This window comes from Bradyrhizobium sp. AZCC 2230 (assembly GCF_036924495.1).
Lineage (GTDB): Bacteria > Pseudomonadota > Alphaproteobacteria > Rhizobiales > Xanthobacteraceae > Bradyrhizobium > Bradyrhizobium rifense.
Window position 1 is genome coordinate 2,893,609 of the sequence record NZ_JAZHRS010000001.1, and the last position, 15,554, is coordinate 2,909,162.

General features: G+C 64.2%; 15 protein-coding genes. 6 read left to right on the top strand and 9 right to left on the bottom strand.

Annotated elements, in window-relative coordinates; translation table 11 throughout:
* Positions 1–18 precede the first annotated feature (18 nt).
* Complete coding sequence (locus V1280_RS14090; RefSeq protein WP_334524658.1) at positions 19–447, top strand: DUF4279 domain-containing protein; 429 nt, start codon at positions 19–21, stop codon at positions 445–447.
* A gap of 274 nt (positions 448–721) precedes the next feature.
* Here V1280_RS14090 and V1280_RS14095 read toward each other — a convergent pair whose 3' ends face one another.
* The 4 genes from V1280_RS14095 to V1280_RS14110 form a co-directional block, all read right to left on the bottom strand.
* Entirely contained in the window at positions 722–1,378 is a 657-nt protein-coding gene (locus V1280_RS14095; protein ID WP_334524661.1) for a hypothetical protein, read from the bottom strand.
* 71 nt (positions 1,379–1,449) lie between these two features.
* Positions 1,450–2,331, bottom strand: coding sequence for an MlaD family protein (locus V1280_RS14100; RefSeq protein ID WP_334524664.1), 882 nt, complete (start codon positions 2,329–2,331; stop codon positions 1,450–1,452).
* Positions 2,332–2,347: 16 nt separating this feature from the next.
* The gene (locus V1280_RS14105; RefSeq protein ID WP_334524667.1) at positions 2,348–3,130 is read right to left on the bottom strand and encodes an ABC transporter ATP-binding protein; all 783 of its coding nucleotides are present in this window, start codon (positions 3,128–3,130) and stop codon (positions 2,348–2,350) included.
* A gap of 2 nt (positions 3,131–3,132) precedes the next feature.
* Positions 3,133–4,266, bottom strand: a complete 1,134-nt coding sequence (locus V1280_RS14110; protein WP_334524669.1) for an MlaE family ABC transporter permease — start codon at positions 4,264–4,266, stop codon at positions 3,133–3,135.
* Between the two features lie 132 nt (positions 4,267–4,398).
* Between V1280_RS14110 and dgcA the strand changes: the two genes are divergently transcribed.
* The gene (dgcA, locus tag V1280_RS14115) at positions 4,399–5,394 is read left to right on the top strand and encodes an N-acetyl-D-Glu racemase DgcA (RefSeq protein WP_334524671.1); all 996 of its coding nucleotides are present in this window, start codon (positions 4,399–4,401) and stop codon (positions 5,392–5,394) included.
* Here the strand turns inward: dgcA and V1280_RS14120 are convergent.
* Positions 5,364–6,560, bottom strand: coding sequence for an MFS transporter (locus V1280_RS14120; protein WP_334524673.1), 1,197 nt, complete (start codon positions 6,558–6,560; stop codon positions 5,364–5,366). The genes dgcA and V1280_RS14120 overlap by 31 nt on opposite strands.
* Positions 6,561–6,635: 75 nt before the next feature.
* Between V1280_RS14120 and V1280_RS14125 the strand changes: the two genes are divergently transcribed.
* The 4 genes from V1280_RS14125 (at position 6,636) to V1280_RS14140 (ending at position 11,664) form a co-directional block, all read left to right on the top strand.
* The gene (locus V1280_RS14125) at positions 6,636–7,949 is read left to right on the top strand and encodes a hypothetical protein (RefSeq protein WP_334524676.1); all 1,314 of its coding nucleotides are present in this window, start codon (positions 6,636–6,638) and stop codon (positions 7,947–7,949) included.
* 174 nt (positions 7,950–8,123) lie between these two features.
* Positions 8,124–8,867: an outer membrane protein gene (locus V1280_RS14130; RefSeq protein WP_334524679.1), complete on the top strand. Its 744-nt coding sequence runs from the start codon at positions 8,124–8,126 to the stop codon at positions 8,865–8,867.
* A gap of 160 nt (positions 8,868–9,027) precedes the next feature.
* Positions 9,028–9,834 carry a Hint domain-containing protein gene (locus V1280_RS14135; protein WP_334524682.1) on the top strand — a complete coding sequence of 269 codons (807 nt, stop codon included), beginning with the start codon at positions 9,028–9,030 and terminating at the stop codon, positions 9,832–9,834.
* A gap of 132 nt (positions 9,835–9,966) precedes the next feature.
* Complete coding sequence (locus V1280_RS14140) at positions 9,967–11,664, top strand: caspase family protein (RefSeq protein WP_334524684.1); 1,698 nt, start codon at positions 9,967–9,969, stop codon at positions 11,662–11,664.
* 73 nt (positions 11,665–11,737) lie between these two features.
* Here V1280_RS14140 and V1280_RS14145 read toward each other — a convergent pair whose 3' ends face one another.
* From V1280_RS14145 to V1280_RS14160, 4 genes are all read right to left on the bottom strand, one after another.
* Complete coding sequence (locus V1280_RS14145; protein ID WP_334524687.1) at positions 11,738–12,721, bottom strand: threonine/serine dehydratase; 984 nt, start codon at positions 12,719–12,721, stop codon at positions 11,738–11,740.
* Between the two features lie 102 nt (positions 12,722–12,823).
* Positions 12,824–13,882 carry a glycosyltransferase family 4 protein gene (locus V1280_RS14150; protein ID WP_334524690.1) on the bottom strand — a complete coding sequence of 353 codons (1,059 nt, stop codon included), beginning with the start codon at positions 13,880–13,882 and terminating at the stop codon, positions 12,824–12,826.
* Positions 13,882–14,694, bottom strand: a complete 813-nt coding sequence (locus V1280_RS14155; protein WP_334524693.1) for a UDP-2,3-diacylglucosamine diphosphatase — start codon at positions 14,692–14,694, stop codon at positions 13,882–13,884. The genes V1280_RS14150 and V1280_RS14155 overlap by 1 nt, the downstream gene beginning before the upstream one ends.
* A 204-nt stretch (positions 14,695–14,898) precedes the next feature.
* Positions 14,899–15,471, bottom strand: coding sequence for a TetR/AcrR family transcriptional regulator (locus V1280_RS14160; protein WP_334524696.1), 573 nt, complete (start codon positions 15,469–15,471; stop codon positions 14,899–14,901).
* Positions 15,472–15,554: the final 83 nt, after the last annotated feature.

Consider the following 15,554-nt stretch of genomic DNA (forward strand, 5'->3'; position numbering starts at 1 on the left):
TGGAAGCGAAATCCGGAGATGAAGCACCAACGGACCAGACTGAGCTTGCACTTCAAGCATCCGGAAATCGACCTGGCTGAGGTTTGTAACAAGTTGGGACTAACACCCTCGGTGATCTGGAAAGCAGGCGACGAGCGCCGCACGCCCAAGGGAAGGCGCCTCGAAGGAATTCGGCCCGACTCTTACTGCTCGATTGATCTCGGACCAAGCAGGCGCGTGGCGCCCGCGGAACGGATCGAGTCCGCGCTCACATTGCTCCAGCCACACCGTCGAACGCTACGGAAGCTGGTCTCGACAGGCGGTCGTATCAACCTGTTCATCGGATGGTTCTGCGACGAGCACACTGGCGATGCGCTTGAACACCACGTCTTGGGTCAAGCGGCCGACCTGAGGATCGCAGCCGATTTCAACGTTTATGTTCCGGACGGGTCGGACAAGTCCGGCTGACAACGAGCGGGCCCCCCACAAGCTCCGTCATTGCGAGGAGCACTTGCGACGAAGCAATCCAGGCTGCCTCTGCGGAGACGGTCTGGATTGCTTCGCTTCGCTCGCAATGACGAGGAGAGAGATTTCGCCGTTACTGCCGCTTGCGCTCGTGCGCCGGCGCGGGCTGCGCGCTGCTGTTACGCAGAATTGAAACCAACGTAGCGTGAAGAAGTCATGGAAAATTGGGCGGGCTGCATTCGTCAAGATCGCGTCAGGTGCATTCAGCGGCGATCGCTCATGAACGCTGCTTTCTCGGCAACGTGGTCCCTTGGCTCTCGGCGTTAATATAGAACTTCCAAGGTCCTCTAGAATCCTGCCTGAAAAAGTCGTCGACTCGAATTTTATCCTGCAAACAGATATCGAGATGGCCGATCCACAAGAACGTATCGACGCACCGCTGCGTTAATTCGTCCAATTCGGCGACATTCTTCGGTAGCTCTATGTTGCCTAGGCCGTCCGCTGTTGTCTTGTATTTTCGAACCAGGAATCGTTCTGCATTTGGATCGTCGGGGGCACCGTAGCCGATGAACCATGTTCCATGCAGCAGTTCATTCCGCTTGCTAAGTAGGCTGCTGTATTCGCCTTCGATGCAACCGAGAATCTTCTTGAACTTCAGCCGGTCTTCATGATGCGGGCTGTTTTTGTCGCCAACGATCTCGGCGATGATCGCGCGCATGATGTCGAACAAGATTTTGGCAGTCATGCTCTGATGGTGAAATGGAATTTCGATCAATCGCTGTCGTTCGCTACTCCCCACCCCTTCACAGAGCCTTTCAATACAAGCCTCGCGAACTTCATTCACCATCGCCTCAAAGGCTTCAACAAACCGGCCGAGCGCCGCATACTGCTTCTCAGTATTTCGCGCGCGTTCTTCCTCGTTTACGGCTGTCACTGAACATCCCGCCAGTTATTTCGCAACCCTGCGCAATATGTTTCCCGAGGGCGCCTTAGCGCGAACCTCGCCTACTGCCGCTTGCGCTCGTTGGCGGGCGCCGGCTTCGGCGCCTCGGCCGGCGGGGGCGCGGCCGCTGGCGCGTTGTTACTCGCGCCGAACAGCACGCGGGTCGGGTTGCGATCAAAGTTGTTCACCGCGCGGCTGATGTCGCCGAGCGTACGGCGGCCGTCGGTGATCAGCGCGCCGGAGCGCTTGTCGAAATCCTCGGCGAGCTCGCGGATCGATTTGACGGTCAGGAACAGCTCGCCACCGTCCTTGCCGCCGGCAAGCGTGTTGAGACCGAGCATGAGGTTGTCGGCCTTCAGCATCACGCCGTCGACCTTGGCCATCACGCCGTCGATCTTCTCGGAATTGCGGGCGAGCGAATTGGTGAAGGTCTCCAGGTTCTTCAGCGAGTTCTTCACCGACTCCTGGTTCTCGGCGACGATCTTGTTGATGTTCTGCAGCGTGCCGCGGATCGCCTCGGTGACGTCCTGAAGCTTGTTCGGATCGGCCGTCAGCGTCGGGATGCCGTCCTCGTCGAGCGGCGGCGGTGCAGCCGCCTCCTCGCCGCCTTTGAGCGAGATCGCGGCGACGCCGGTCAGGCCCTGGAATTCGAGGCCGACGAGTGTGTCCTTGCGGAGCGGCGTGTTGTTCTCGATCATGGCGAGTGCGACAACCCGCCGCGGATTATCGAGTTTCACCGAGACGACTTCGCCGACCCGGATACCGTTGAAATTGACGCTGCCGCCGTTGCGCAGGCCCGCGGCCGGGCCCTCGAACACGACGCGGAACGGGCTGCGCTGCTTGGTGGTGTGCAGTGACTGGAACCACAGCACGAAGCCGATCGCAGCCGCAAGCACCGCCAGCGTGAAGGATCCGATCAGTACGTAGTTCGCCCGCGTTTCCATCAGCTGCTCCGGCCACTCAAGTCACGACCGCGCGGGCGCGCTTGCCGTGGAAATACTGCCTCAGCCAGGGATGCTGCGAGGCCTGCATGTCGGCGATCGACCCTGCCGCAATGATCTTACCGTTCCCTAAAACGGCGATGCGGTCGCAGGCTGTGTAAAGGCTGTCGAGGTCGTGGGTTACCATGAAAACGGTCAACCCCAAAGTCCGCTGCAGCGTCCTGACCAGATCGTCGAAGTCGCCGGCGCCGATCGGATCGAGGCCGGAGGTGGGCTCGTCCAGGAAGACGAGGTCAGGATCGAGCGACAGCGCGCGGGCCAGCGCGACGCGCTTGATCATGCCGCCGGACAGTTCCGAAGGAAAGCGCTCCGCCACTTCCGGCTTGAGGCCGACCATGGCGAGCTTGGCCATGGTGATCTCGTCCATCAGACGCTGCGAGACCCGTAGATATTCGCGCATCGGAAACTGAATGTTCTGCCGCACCGTGAGCGAGGAGAACAGGGCGCCCTGCTGGAACAGCACGCCCCAGCGCCGCTCGACATTGCGGCGCTGCGAAATGTTGGAGGAATCGAGGTCGACGCCGAATACTTCGATGGAGCCCGCGACCTTCGGCACCAGGCCGATGATGGTGCGGGTCAATACCGATTTGCCCGCACCGGAGGGACCGACAAATCCCAAAATCTCGCCGCGCCTGACGTCGAGGTTGAGACCGTCGAGCACCCGCGTCGCGCCGAACTGCACGGTGATGTCGCGGACGCGGATGATGGGGTCTTGAATCGCGTTTTGGATTTCTTGCGCCATCGTCACATTCCGATCGAGGCGAAGAAGATGGCGAACACGCCGTCCATCACGATGACGAAGAAGATGCCCTTCACCACCGACGCGGTGGTGTGCTGTCCGAGCGATTCCGCGCTGCCCTGCACCGCAAGACCCTCGACGCAGGCGACGATGCCGATCACCGCGGCCATGACGGGCGCTTTTACGATGCCGACAATGAAATGGTCGATCGAGATGGCGTCACGCAGGCGCAGCAGAAACGCTTCGGGATCGACGCCGCCATAGAGCCAGGCGACGAGCCCGCCGCCATAGAGCGCGGCCATGGCGCCGAGAAAGGCGAGGATCGGCAGCGCCAGCACCAGCGCGAGCATGCGCGGCAGCACCAGAACCTCGATCGGGTCGAAGCCCATGGTGCGCAGCGCGTCGATCTCCTCGCGCATCTTCATCGAGCCGAGCTCGGCGGTGTAGGCGCTGCCCGACCGGCCCGCGACCATGATGGCGACGAGCAAGACGCCGATCTCGCGCAACACCAGCACGCCGAGCATGTCGACGACGAAGATGTCGGCGCCGAAGCGGCGGAAATGGAAAATGCCCTGCTGGGCGATGATGCAGCCGATCAGGAAGGTGATCAGCACGATGATCGGCACCGCGCGCCAGCAGACCTGCTCCAAATGATGCACGGTCGAAGTCAGGCGGAGCGAGCGCGGACGGATCAGCACGCGCCCGCACGCCGCAAGCACCGCCCCGAGCATGTCGATCAGGCCCGCCACCGTCCCGGCGATACCGGCGACGGCGCGGCCGATCTGCTCCAGCATGCCGGTGATGGTGATCGTGCTGCTGTCGATGACGGGGGTCGCGCGGACCCGGCGCACCTCGTCCACGAGGCTCGAATAATTCGCGGACAGTCCCGCGATCTGCGCCTCGACGGCGCCGTGGGTCAGGCTGCGGCGCAGCCGCTCGATCAGCCAGGCGCCAAAGGTGTCGAGCTTGGCGACCTCGGAGACGTCAATGAAGATGCTTTGGGGGCTACCGGCGAGCTTCTCGGCGTCGGCCACCATCCGCTCCAGCACCGGCGCGAAGCTCGCCGTCCAGGTTCCGGTGGCGCAGAGGGCCAGCGCGTTGCCTTTGGCAATCCGCTCCAGCTTCGGATCGCCGCTCAAGGTGTCCGCTCCCGTATCAGGGCGGAGGAAATCAGATAGTTGCGCACGCCCTTACCCAGGAAAGGTATCCCCAACTGGTTAATGTTAGTTGCTAGAGGTAACTAGCAGGTTCAGATTTCGCCAGAGTTCAAAATGACTTCCAGCAAAGTTCCTGCCCTTGCCGCTCGAATCGAGCGGTTTCCCATCGCCGGCAGCTTCACGATCAGCCGCGGCGCCAAGACCGAAGCCGTGACCGTTGTGGCCGAACTGAGCCAAAACGGCCTGACCGGCCGCGGCGAATGCGTTCCTTATCCCCGCTATGGCGAGACGCCCGAGGCAACGCTGGCCGCGATCCAGGCCATGCAGGCGACTGTCGCGGGCGGGCTGACGCGACAGGCCCTCCAGGCCGCCATGCCGCCAGGAGCTGCCCGCAATGCGCTGGATTGCGCCCTGATCGACCTCGAGGCCAAGGCGGCGGGCCTGCGGGCCTGGAACCTGCTGGACCGCCCGATCCCGGGCGAGCGCACCACGGCCTATACGATCTCGCTCGGCACCCCGGACGCCATGGCGGTGGCAACTGCGAAAGCGGCGCACCGGCCGCTGCTCAAGATCAAGCTCGGCGGCGACGGCGATCCCGAGCGGATCGCGGCCGTGCGCGAGGCAGCACCTGAGTCCGAGTTGATCGTCGACGCCAACGAGGCCTGGACCGAGGCCAATCTGGAAGCCAACCTCGCCGCCTGCGACGCCGTCGGCGTCACCCTGGTCGAGCAGCCGCTGCCGGCCGGCAGGGACGACGCGCTGGCGCGGATCAAGCGGCCGCTCGCGGTCTGCGCCGACGAGAGCGTGCATGACCGCAATTCACTAGCACCCTTGCGCGCACGCTACGACGCCGTGAACATCAAGCTCGACAAGACCGGCGGCCTCACCGAGGCGCTGGCCATGGCCGATGCCGCGCAGGCGCTCGGTTTCGAGATCATGATCGGCTGCATGGTCGCGACCTCGCTGTCGATGGCGCCGGCCATGCTGGTGACCCCGCAGGCGCGCTTCGTCGATCTCGACGGCCCCTTGTTGCTGGCGCGCGATCGCGATCATGGACTGCGTTATGACGGGAGCCTGGTCTATCCGCCGGACGCTTCGCTCTGGGGCTGAGCCATGAACCTGTGCCGCGCCGACCAGATCACGATCGCGCCGGCCGCCGCCATCGCCGCCATGACGTAATAGAGGCTGTCGCCGATGCGGGCGTAGATCGCGCCTGAGGCGATCGAGCTTGTCGCGCCCAACAATCCGCTGCACGCGGCAAAGTAACCCTGCCCCCGCGCAATCTGATGCGACGGCACGCGCTGCACCAGCAAATTCATGGTGCCGACGATGGTGATGCCGAAGGTGAGGCCGTGGCCGAGCTGCGCGATCGCGAGCAGCGCCAGCGGCGGATCCTGCGCCGTGACGATCCAGCGCAGCACCGCGCTGACGCCGCCGATCGCCATCAGCGATGACGGATGCAGCGAGAAGCGCGGCGACAGCGCGAAGACGACGATCTCGGCAATCACACCCAGCGTCCAGAGTCCCGCAATCGTGAATCCACCGAGCCCATGGGCCTGCCAGCTGATCGCCGAAAATGAGTAATAGGCGGCATGACTGCCCTGGATCAGCGCGGCCGAAATGACGACCAGCCAGAAGCCAACATCGCGCAGCAGGGCATTGCTGGCGTGCTGTTCCGCCGTCCTTCGCCTGACATCGTCGAGCGGCTGGAGCAACAGGCCTGCGATGGCCGCAACCAGAGCCCATGCGACGATGACCCAGATCAGCTCGCGCGTGTCGATGCTGTCCACGAGATAGCCGCAGGCGAGTGCGCCGGCAGCGAAGGCCGCCGAGCCCCACAGCCGAACCGGCCCATAATCGAAGCCGTAGCGAATGACGCCGCGCAACGCGTAGGCATCCGTCAGCGGGACGACCGGCGTCCACATGATGCAGGTCAGCGCATAGATCAGGAACAGTGCCAGCGGCTGCTGCTGCAAGCCGACGGCCGCAAATCCGATCGCGGTGGCCACCACCGAAACCATCATGCCGGCGCGAATCGCATGGCGCTTTTCGGCAAAGGCGGTTGCATAGGGCAGCGTGGTGAAGCGCGTGATCCCCGGCAGCGCGTTGATGATCCCGATCCAGGCCGCATCGACGCCGACCGCCTTGAGCCAGACCGGGAAGAACGGCAGATGCGTGCCCGACACCGCGAACACAGCCGAATAGAACAGCGCGAGACGCACGGCGAATCGCCGCTTGACGGATGTCGCGATGGGGATTTGTGATTCGCCTGCCATCAAACCAATTGCGATTCGGTCGATATCGTGGTGATCGTTACAGTAACGCGCGGTGATTTGCGCGACGAGATTGTCATGGCCAACGAAGCATTCGCCCTCTCGCCCATGTCTGCCCGCGCGGCCGAGCCGAACGAGCAGGATTACGACGCGATCCGCGAAGCCTTCATGGAGACCGCGCGCGGCCGCTGGTTCCTCGGCGAGTACGCCAAGCGCAACCGCAATGCCGACACAAGTATGGTGCTCGACGCGGTCGCCAAAATCGAAGAAGCCCTTGCGGCCCAGCGACAACCCGTCGTCGAGGACCGCCTTCCCGAAGCGCTGGTCGCGATCCGCCGCGCCGTCGAGGATGCAGAAAGCGCCGCGGCTGAGGCGTTCGATCCGGCCGCGCTCGAGGCGAGCCTCGCACCGATCCCGCGCGGCGTGCGCATCATCAAGGAGATCTCCTGGCGCTGGCGCGAGATCGGCGCCGACGGGCGAATCTGCGACCTGATTGATTCGCAGCTATCCTCGATCGAAGCAGCCTGCGCCCAGGTGTCGACCATCGACCCGCGCGGCGACCTCAAGGCCGCCTTCGATCTGCTCAAGGATCGGGTCGAGCAAACGGACGCGGAGGGCGTCGCAGCGGCGCAGGCCGCGGTGCGGCCAACGCCTGCGCAAGCCGCACAGCCGGTGGCGGAAGCGCCAATTGCCGAAGCGCCCGCCGCGATGGCGGCCGAAGCACCCGTGGCTTTTACGGAGACCCCGCAGGACATCGCGCCCGAGATCGCCGAAAGCCACACCGCCGTCGAAGCGCGTTTTGCTGCGGTCGAGGACAGCCTCGCCGATCCCGCTTCTGTCGCCGAGATTGCGGACGAGTTCTCGCTCGATGCCGCCGCGGAGGCCGAGGACGACGCCGTGCTGGCGCGGATCGCGATGGAGATGGCCGCGCCCGATCCGGAGTTCGACGAGATCGTCGAGCCCATCGAGATGGAAGCGGCTATTCCCGAGCCGACGCCGGAGCCGATGATCGCGGAACCGGTCGCAATGGAGGCGCCGATCGCGCCGCACATCGCGCCTCCCTTGGAGGAGCCGATTGTCGAGGAGCCGCATGTCGAGGAGCCGGTTGCCGAAACACCGATCGCGATGGAATCGCTCGCGCGCCTCACCGATGCCATTGCGGAAGCCGCCGCCGAAGTGATGGAGCAGCCAGCCCCCGCCATTTCGGCCGTGGCGAATTTCGGCGCAGCACCGACCGCGTCACTCCCGATGCCGTCCCCCCTGCCCGAGCTCTCGCTCGGCGCCACGGTCCTGGCCAGCGGCATCCTGCAAAAGCCCCGCCCTGCGGCCAACGACGCGCTCGCGCCCATCCGCCGCATGACCCAGGCCGAGAAGATCGCGTTCTTCTCGTAACGGCGCTCTCTATCGACCCCGCCGCACAATTTGTGACGTTCACAATTCGTCCCAATGACGTGCGACGAAAAGTGCACGGAGAAATTTGTGCGGAGTCCAGCCTCGGCAAACGTCTAGGTCACGAGGGCTGCGGTCGCGCGTTCTGCGACCGCAGCGAGTTGAGGCCTGCCTCCGATGAAGTTTTCTCTTCCGATCTCGATAGCCATTGCCGGCATCGCGTGCGTCGCAGCGAGCATGAGCGCGCGGGCCGCCGACCTGCCTGCAGATCCTCCCCTGCGCGGTGCGCCGGTTTATGGCTGGCAGGGCGCCTATGTCGGGCTCGCCGGCGGCGGCAGCTTTGGACGCAGCAAGCATACCGATCATCTGACCGGGCTCGACGATACGCCGCGGTTCGACGTCAATGGCGGCATTGTCGGCGGCACGGCCGGCTACAACTGGCAGCTCGCGGGCTGGGTGTTTGGCGTCGAAAGCGATTTGTCGTGGACCGGACAGAAAGGCAGCTCGCTCGACAGCGGCCCCGCCGGCAATCCGGACTTCTCAAGCTTCACGAAAGTGCAATGGCTCGGCACCGTTCGCGGGCGGGTGGGATACACGCCCGGAAACGTGCTGCTCTATGCGACCGCGGGCTATGCCGGTGCAGGCATTGAGGCCGGTCTGAAGTCGACAGCAACCGGTGTCGTAGAGGACAGCACCTCGTCGTGGCGATCCGGGTGGACCGTAGGTGCAGGTGCCGAATGGGCGTTTGCGCCGGCATGGTCGGCGAAGATCGAATATCTCTATGTGAAACTGAACGACGGCGGCTTCGCCACGCCCAATCTCGGTGCGGCCTTCGATCGCAGTCACGTCGCATTCGACGACAACATCGTGCGCATCGGCGTGAACTACTATTTCAGCGGCCTGCCAATACGACACTATTGAGACGCTCGCACGACGCGCGGCTTATTGTCCGATAGCGTTAAGTTTAGACTCATTCGCACGCTGATTTCTGCTATAGGTCGCGGCCAACAGGCGACAGCACGGCAGCAATGATCGCGCCGATTGCACACAAGCCGATTGCATAAACAGGGACTTAAGCGCGATGTCGAACAACACGACGCCGTCGTCGAGCACAGCCACGCGCCGTGCGATCCTATCGAGAAGCCTTGGTGCGGCCGCAGTAGGCGTTGCCGCGAGCGCGATGACGACGCGCTCCGCGATGGCCGACGGCAGGCGCGTCACGGCCAATTTTGTTAGCGGCGGCCGCCCCGCCGCTGGCGGCAATTGCTTCCTCAAGGGCACGCGGATTTCAACGGCAGACGGTGAGCGCAGGATCGAGGATCTCGTCGTCGGCGATCAGCTGCCGACGATGTTCGGCGGCCTGCGCGCGATCCAGTGGATCGGCCGCTTCAGCCGCACGAGGAGCGATTCCGCCAGGCCCTGGACCAGGAGCGCACGGCCGGTCCGCATCGCCCGCTCGGCGCTCGCGCCCAACGTGCCGCACACCGATCTCTACGTGACCCAGGGTCACGCCGTGCTCGTCGACGGCCTGCTCGTCCCCGCAGGCAACCTCGTCAACGGCACGACGATTGCGCTCGACGCGGCGGACGCGCACGAGACGCTCGAATTCTTCCACATCAAGCTCGCGACCCACGACGTGATCTTCGCCGAAGGCGCGCCTTGTGAGACGCTGCTCAAGGTCGACGAGACCATGAGCAACTTCGCGGAGTATCTCCGGCAGCACGGCGAGCAGGACGCGCAGGAGGCTCACTGCGCGCCCATCGTCGGCCATGGCCGCCGCAGCGCGATGATGACGCGCGCCCGGCGGCTGGTGTCGCCGTGGCTCGGCCCGCAGAAGGTCGAAATCATCGGCGCCCGCCTGGGGTCGCGCACCGCAGGCATCATCTGAGCTTTCCCGGCTCGCTGCGTGATTTAGATCACGCAGAGTGTGACGGTGATCGCAATCACGGACCGGAACTCGAACGCGGCCTAGCTTCCTCGCAACCAATCTCGCACCGAGATGAGCCCGAGGGAGCACACCATGTTCCGCCTGAAATCCGCCCTGATGACCGCCGGCCTGCTGGGAAGCCTGTTCGGCTTCGCCTGCGGCCCCGTTTCCGCACAAGTCGCCCCTGTCGAACCGGCAGCACCCGCCGCGCGGCAAGGCCCGGAGCAGCGGGTGGCGCTGGTGATCGGCAATTCGAACTACCAGAACGCGCCGCAGCTCGCCAATCCCGACAATGACGCGCAGTCGATGGCGCAGTTCCTCAACTTGGCCGGCTTCGAGGTGATCTCGGCGACCGACCTCGGCCAGAACGACATGCTGCGCGTGGTGCAGGATTTCTCGGCAAAAGTGTCCGCGCGCGGCCCCAACACGGTGGCGATGGTCTATTACGCCGGTCACGGCGTGCAGCTCGCCGGCGAGAACTATCTTGTCCCCATCGACGCGAAGGTGTCGAACCAGACCGAGCTCGTCAACGACTCGGTCCGCCTGGTCGACGTGATGTCGACGCTGGAGACGATCCCGAGCCGGATGCGCATCGTCATCCTCGACGCCTGCCGCAACAACCCGTTCCCCAACGTCAACGACGCCGGCCGCGGCCTCGCCATCGTCGATGCGCCGAACGGCTCCATCGTCGGCTATTCGACCGCGCCGGGCGCCGAAGCGCTCGACGGCAATGGCGGCCACAGCCCCTACACGCAGGCCTTCCTGAATGTCGCGCGCGAGCCCAACGTGCCGATCGAGCAGCTGTTCAAGCGCGTGCGTCTCCAGGTCAACCAGACCACCAGCGGCGCGCAGATTCCGTGGGAGAGCTCCTCGCTCACCTCCGACTTCACCTTCTTCGGCGACACGGCGGTCGCTGCCAACCGCGCGCCGGTGAACGCACCGGTGGTGCAGATGGCCTCGAACCTGCCGAGCCGTTCGACGCGCCAGGCCTATGACTACGTCGTGTCCGAGGGGCGGCCGGAATACTATCAGGAGTTCATCCAGATGTATCCGCACGACCCGCTGTGCGATCACATCCGCTGGCTGCTGTCGAACCTTCTGCTCACGCAGGCCTGGCACCAGGCGGTGCTGGCGAACTCGCCGATCGGCTACCAGACATTCTATAACAACTACGGCAACAGCCCCTATGCGCAGATGGCGCACAAGCTCGAGACGCAGCCGAAGCTGATCCCGCTGATGCAGGCGACGAAGTTTCTGGCTCCGCAGAATATTGCCCCGACGCTCAAGATCGGCAATCTCGGCCAGCCCAAATACATGCCGCTGATCCAGCAGGGCAATGGCGGCTCGCAGATGAATGCCAACCTGCCGGTCGTGCAGAAGCCGGTCGACGGCGTCAGCCTGCCCGCGCCGACCAACACGACGACGAACAACAACGGCATCGGCAAGATCACGACACTGCCGGTGACCACCACCAATCAGAACACCAGCAACAACAATGTCGGCACCGCCAATGGCAACCCTGGTAAGGTCGTGACCATGCCCGTGACGATCGGCAAGGGCGGTACGACCGTCGATACGAAACCGGTGAACGTTCAGACGCAGAACAATCCGATCCGTATCAACAACGGCGTGAAGCTCAACAACAACCCGGTGAACAAGGTGCAGGTCCTGAACAACCAGCAGAACAACCGGCCGCAGTTCAATGCGATGGGGAATGGCGGCGGCAACAATGTCCGTCAGTCGATGAACCAGTCAAACGGCGGCAACAACCACCGCAGCTTCATGCACTGATCGCATCAGCCACACACGACAAAGGGGCAGAGCGGCAACGCTCTGCCCTTCATCATGTCAGAAGCTCAAAAACTCAGGCCACCAGCTCGGCAAACAGATCCGCATCGACGTTGCCGCCGGAGAGTACGATGACCACGTTCTTGCCGGCGACGTCGAGACGGCCCGCGAGCAACGCGGCAAGGCCGACGGCACCGCCGGGCTCGACCACGAGCTTCAGCTCGCGATAGGCAAAGGCGACGGCCGCGCCGACTTCCTTGTCCGACGCGGTCACGCCGCGCGCCAAGAGCTTGCTGTTGATCGCAAAGGTCATCTCGCCGGGGATCAGCGCCATCAGCGCGTCGCAGATGGTGCGGCCCGCCGGCGCGTGCGGCTCGCGATGGCCTGCGGTCAGCGACAGGCCGTGATCGTCGAATGCCTCGGGCTCGGCCACCACGATCTCGGCTTGCGGATAGCGCGCCTTCACGGCGGTCGCGACGCCCGCGATCAGGCCGCCGCCGGAGGCCGGCGCCACCACGATGTCGGGTGAGAGGCCGAGCGTCGCCATGTCCTCCGCGATCTCGCGGCCGGCGGTGCCCTGCCCTGCGATCACGAAGGGATCGTCATAGGGCCTGACCAGCGTCGCGCCGCGCTTCTCGGCGATGCCGCGCGAGATCGCCTCGCGGTCGTCGCGGTCGCGATCGTAGAGCACGACCTCGGCGCCGTAGGATTTGGTGCGCTCGCGCTTCGACAGCGGCGCGTCCGCCGGCATCACGATGGTCGCCTGCATGTCGAGGATCTTTGCCGCCGCCGCCACGCCCTGGGCGTGGTTGCCGGAGGAGAACGCGACGACGCCGCCGGCGCGCTTGTCCTGCGGGATCGAGAACACCTTGTTGAAGGCGCCGCGGAACTTGAAGGAGCCGGTGCGCTGGAGCATCTCCGGCTTCAGGAACACTTTTGCGCCGACGCGCTCGTTGAGCACGGGAAAGGACAACAGCGGAGTGCGAACGGCGAAGGGCGCGAGCACGCGCGCTGCGGCATCGATATCGGCAGGGCCGATCGGAAGGGGCTGTTCGGTCATGTCAGATGTTATCGCGACGGATGCGGCGCGGGCAAGACACCTCCGCGCGAGGATCCTATGGTTCGCGCGAAGAAAACGCGTCAAAACAAGAATCTACACTTCTCAGGCGGCAAACCGGTCCGGGTCCGCCCCATTCCGGCCCGGCAGCACCGCGCCGACCGCAACAATGCTGTCCACAAAAGCCTTCGCCGAGGCTTCCCAGGTGTAATTGGAGGCAAATTCGACGCAGGCCTGCCTGGAGATATCGAGCGCGGCGAAGCAGGCATTGCGCAAATCATGATCCAGCGCACCCACCGGCGCTTCGCCGATGACGTCGCGGGGCCCCTTCACCGGGAACGCCGCGACCGGCAGGCCGCTCGCCAGAGCCTCGAGCAGGACCAGGCCGAAGGTGTCGGTCTTGCTCGGGAACACGAAGACATCGGCCGCCGCATAGATGTCCGCCAATTCCTCGCCGTGCTTCTCGCCCAGGAAGATCGCGTCCGGATAGGCCTCTTCCAGCACGTTGCGCGCCGGGCCGTCGCCGACGATCACCTTGGTGCCGGGCAGATCGAGGTCGAGGAACGCCTCGAGGTTCTTCTCCATCGCGACGCGACCGACCGAAAGGAACACCGGGGCCGGCAGGCAGAGGTCAATGGCGCGAGGATGGAACAAATGGGTGTCGACGCCGCGCGGCCACAGCACGACATTGTCGAAACCGCGCTCGCCGAGCTCCCGGGCCAGCGCCGGCGTAGCCGCCATCACGGCGCGGCTCGGGCCATGGAATCGGCGCAGCGCCCGCCAGATCAGGGATTCCGGAACCGGCACCCGGGCGCGGACATATTCGGGGAAGCGGGTGTGGAAGCTGGTCGTGAACGGCAGCTTGCGCTGCCGGCAATAGCGGCGGACCATCAGGCCGATCGGCCCTTCCGTCGCGATATGAATGCTGTCGGGCCGCGCTTCTTCGATCAGCTTTGCGATCCGCGCCGGGCGCGGCATCGCGAGCCGCACGTCGCGATAGCTCGGCATCGCAAAGGTGCGGAACGATTGCGGCGTCAGGAACGTGAACTCGACACCAAGACCTTCGACGGTCAGCGTCTTGGCGGCGTCAGCGAGCTTGGTCAGCGTCCGAACCACACCGTTGACTTGCGGGTGCCAGGCGTCGGTCGCGACCAGGATGCGCATCAAGCCGCCCTTGCCGCCACCTGCGGTACGGCTGCAGGCTTCTGCGCGTGATCCGCCCAGGTGATGATCTCGAAACGGCCGTCATCGTGCTCGACCAGCGCAGTGCAGCTCTCGACCCAGTCGCCGCAATTCATGTAGCGGATGCCGTTCTCGTCGCGGATCACGGCGTAGTGGATGTGGCCGCAGATCACGCCGTCGGCGTCATGGCGCCGTGCTTCGGCCGAGAGCGCCTGCTCGAACGCGCCGATATAGTTGACGGCGTTCTTGACCTTCTGCTTGGCCCATTGCGACAGCGACCAGTAGGGCACCTTGAACAGGCGGCGGAAGAAGTTGACGAAGCGATTCATCTGGATCGCGAAGTCATAAGCCTTGTCGCCGAGATGGGCGAGCCAGCGCGCGTTCTGCACCACGAGGTCGAAGATGTCGCCGTGGATGACGAGATAACGCTTGCCGTCCACGCCGGTGTGGACGGTGTTCTCGACGACGTCGATGCCGCCGAAATGCGTGCCGTAATAGTTGCGCAGGAACTCGTCGTGATTGCCGGGCACGTAAATGATCTTGGCGCCCTTGCGCGCCTTGCGCAGCAGCTTCTGCACCAAATCGTTATGCGATTGCGGCCAGTGCCAGCTCGATTTCAGCGCCCAGCCATCGACGATGTCGCCGACGAGATAGATCGTGTCGGCATCGTGGTAGCGCAGGAAGTCCAGCAAAAGGTCGGCTTGCGAGCCGCGGGCTCCGAGATGAACGTCGGAGATGAACAAGGTGCGAAAGCGCCTTTCAGGGCTCTCGTCACTCACATCGTAACTTCCCATGCGACAGCCTGTAACAATGTCCCGTGACAGGGGGATGACCAATTGAACCTTTGAGGCACCCTCAGATACGAATCAAACCTCGCCTCGCCCTCCCCGCGAATATCAGTCGCATGCGACAATCAGGCGACATGAGGCGGCACCGGGTCCCCGCAAAAGTCCGGGCCGGAGCGCGGCACACACCAAATGACGCGAGTCGTAGGCGCCCTATTTTCCGGAAACGACAATCGTCCGAACAATGAAGGCGATGCGTTCGCTCCGCGCGCTGAGCCTAATTCGGCCCGAACGTTCGAGTTCAACGAGCCCATGCAGGGCTGCCCAAAAGGTCTCGGTCGCGACCTCCACATCGACGCAAAACGGCGTCACGACTGCCGCAAGGGCCTCGAAGCCGGCCCGTAGTTCCGGTTTGGTCCCGGCTTCGGCAAAGCGCAGTTCCGTCGGAAGAATGAACATGGCCTCGTAGAGCGCAGGATTACCGAGTGCAAAACCGAGGTAGGCCGTCGCGACATTCTTGATGGCGTTTCGCCCGGTCGACCCGCTTGCCGCCTCCCGAAGAGCCACGGCGATGTCCCGGAAACCCTCGAGCGCAACCGCGGCAACGATCGCATCCCTGTTTTCGAAATGTGAATAGAGGACCGGCTGACTGTGCTCGATCTCGTCGGCAAGCCGACGGATCGTAACGGCGTTCCATCCCTCGCGCTCCGCGATCACGCGCGCCGCCGCCACGATCCGGCGTTCGCGTTCGGCGCGTTGCCTGTCTTTCCGCTCGGCGATCCCCAACCTTCGATCTCCCAGGCAAGATGGTCGACACTTATTATCGATGCTTGACGATCTAGCAATGCTAGACTACAAAACCTAGCAGC

Excerpts from the sequence above, each read along its gene's own strand:
- V1280_RS14090 (WP_334524658.1), top strand. The coding sequence starts at position 19 with ATGAAGCACCAACGGACCAGACTGAGCTTGCACTTCAAGCATCCGGAA.
- V1280_RS14100 (WP_334524664.1), bottom strand. The coding sequence starts at position 2,331 with ATGGAAACGCGGGCGAACTACGTACTGATCGGATCCTTCACGCTGGCG.
- V1280_RS14105 (WP_334524667.1), bottom strand. The coding sequence starts at position 3,130 with ATGGCGCAAGAAATCCAAAACGCGATTCAAGACCCCATCATCCGCGTC.
- dgcA (WP_334524671.1), top strand. The coding sequence starts at position 4,399 with ATGACTTCCAGCAAAGTTCCTGCCCTTGCCGCTCGAATCGAGCGGTTT.
- V1280_RS14120 (WP_334524673.1), bottom strand. The coding sequence starts at position 6,560 with ATGGCAGGCGAATCACAAATCCCCATCGCGACATCCGTCAAGCGGCGA.
- V1280_RS14125 (WP_334524676.1), top strand. The coding sequence starts at position 6,636 with ATGGCCAACGAAGCATTCGCCCTCTCGCCCATGTCTGCCCGCGCGGCC.
- V1280_RS14130 (WP_334524679.1), top strand. The coding sequence starts at position 8,124 with ATGAAGTTTTCTCTTCCGATCTCGATAGCCATTGCCGGCATCGCGTGC.
- V1280_RS14135 (WP_334524682.1), top strand. The coding sequence starts at position 9,028 with ATGTCGAACAACACGACGCCGTCGTCGAGCACAGCCACGCGCCGTGCG.
- V1280_RS14140 (WP_334524684.1), top strand. The coding sequence starts at position 9,967 with ATGTTCCGCCTGAAATCCGCCCTGATGACCGCCGGCCTGCTGGGAAGC.
- V1280_RS14145 (WP_334524687.1), bottom strand. The coding sequence starts at position 12,721 with ATGACCGAACAGCCCCTTCCGATCGGCCCTGCCGATATCGATGCCGCA.
- V1280_RS14150 (WP_334524690.1), bottom strand. The coding sequence starts at position 13,882 with ATGCGCATCCTGGTCGCGACCGACGCCTGGCACCCGCAAGTCAACGGT.
- V1280_RS14155 (WP_334524693.1), bottom strand. The coding sequence starts at position 14,694 with ATGGGAAGTTACGATGTGAGTGACGAGAGCCCTGAAAGGCGCTTTCGC.